This window comes from Arthrobacter crystallopoietes BAB-32, assembly GCF_000328305.2.
GTDB classification, from domain to species: Bacteria; Actinomycetota; Actinomycetes; order Actinomycetales; family Micrococcaceae; genus Crystallibacter; species Crystallibacter crystallopoietes_A.
Map to the genome: position 1 here is coordinate 1 of NZ_ANPE02000341.1, position 1,171 is coordinate 1,171.

A 1,171-nucleotide genomic window follows, 5' to 3' on the forward strand; every position below is an offset into this window, starting at 1 on the left:
CCGTCCCGGCCAGCCCCTCCGGCCGCACCGCATCCTGCCGCTGGCCGAAGCTGCGGGCGAAGTTGCCGGCGATGTTGCGCGGATTGAAGGCCGCGCTCTCGTTCCGAGCCGCCTCATCCGCGGTCGGCACCAGGAGCCAGAGCCACGCGTACAGCAGCAGCCCGGCCCCGCCGCCAACAGCCAGCACCACCATGGCAATCCGGACCAGCTGCACGGGCAGGCCGAGGTGGGCCGCCAGCCCGGAGCACACGCCGGCGATGACCCGGTCGTTGGGACGGACAAGTGGTGCGCGCATGGCTTAATCCAAACACGGCCGGCGCGCCGCCGGAGACCGGGTCAGGGTCCATTCAGGGGCCCCTGGCGACCGGTCAGGGAAGCTTCAGGGTAGCCCCCCATGGAATCGGTGGCGGCCGGTTGGAATGATCGGGATATGACATCCACTCCCTCTGGCCCTGCCGGTCCGGACCGCCCCGGGGACACCTCGGGCCAGGACCCCACCATGCCGCTCCCTCCACAGGAAAATTACGACGGCGGTGTCCCCACCTCCGGCCCCGGCCACACCTCCGTACCGGGCGGCAGCGTCCCGGCGCCGGACAGCAACAGCTTCTTCAACTGGTTCCGCAGCCTCGGCATGCCGCGCGGCACCGACCGCTGGATCGGCGGCGTCGCCTCCGGAGTCGGCCACCGGACCGGGCTCGATCCGGTGCTGGTGCGCGGCCTCTTCGTCCTGGTGGCGCTGTTCGGCGGGTTCGGCGTGCTGCTCTACGGCCTCGCCTGGGCGCTGCTGCCCGAACCCGACGGCCGCATCCATGCCGAAGAGGCCGGCCGCGGCCGCTGGAGGGCGGGGATGACGGGCGCGCTGATCGCGACGGTCCTCGGCCTGTTCGACCGCCCGTTCGGCTTCTTCCGCGACGGCGGCTGGGAATTCGGCGCCTACCTGTGGGCCGTGGTCTGGATCGGCGCGCTCGGCTACTTCATCTACTGGCTGGCCACGCGCAACCGGAACCAGCCGCCGGCGCCACTGGACTACCCCGCTCCTGCCGCCGGGCAGTCCGGACCCGGCACGTCCTTCAGTTCGGCTGCCTCCGCCGCGGCGCCGCCGCTCTACCCGCCGGGAACCACCGCGGCCGGCCCTGCGGGTTCGTCCATTCCGCCGGCGCCGCCCGCTGCC

2 protein-coding genes are annotated in these 1,171 nt (G+C 72.8%); one reads left to right on the forward strand and one right to left on the reverse strand.

The window, feature by feature from the left end; all coding sequences use genetic code 11:
• Positions 1-295 (reverse strand): PspC domain-containing protein (locus tag D477_RS20880; RefSeq protein ID WP_005275644.1); only part of this gene is annotated, 295 nt, incomplete at its 3' end.
• 204 nt (positions 296-499) lie between these two features.
• On the opposite strand from D477_RS20880, the gene D477_RS20885 reads away from it, so the two are divergent.
• Positions 500-1,171 (forward strand): PspC domain-containing protein (locus D477_RS20885; RefSeq protein WP_005275646.1); only part of this gene is annotated, 672 nt, incomplete at its 3' end.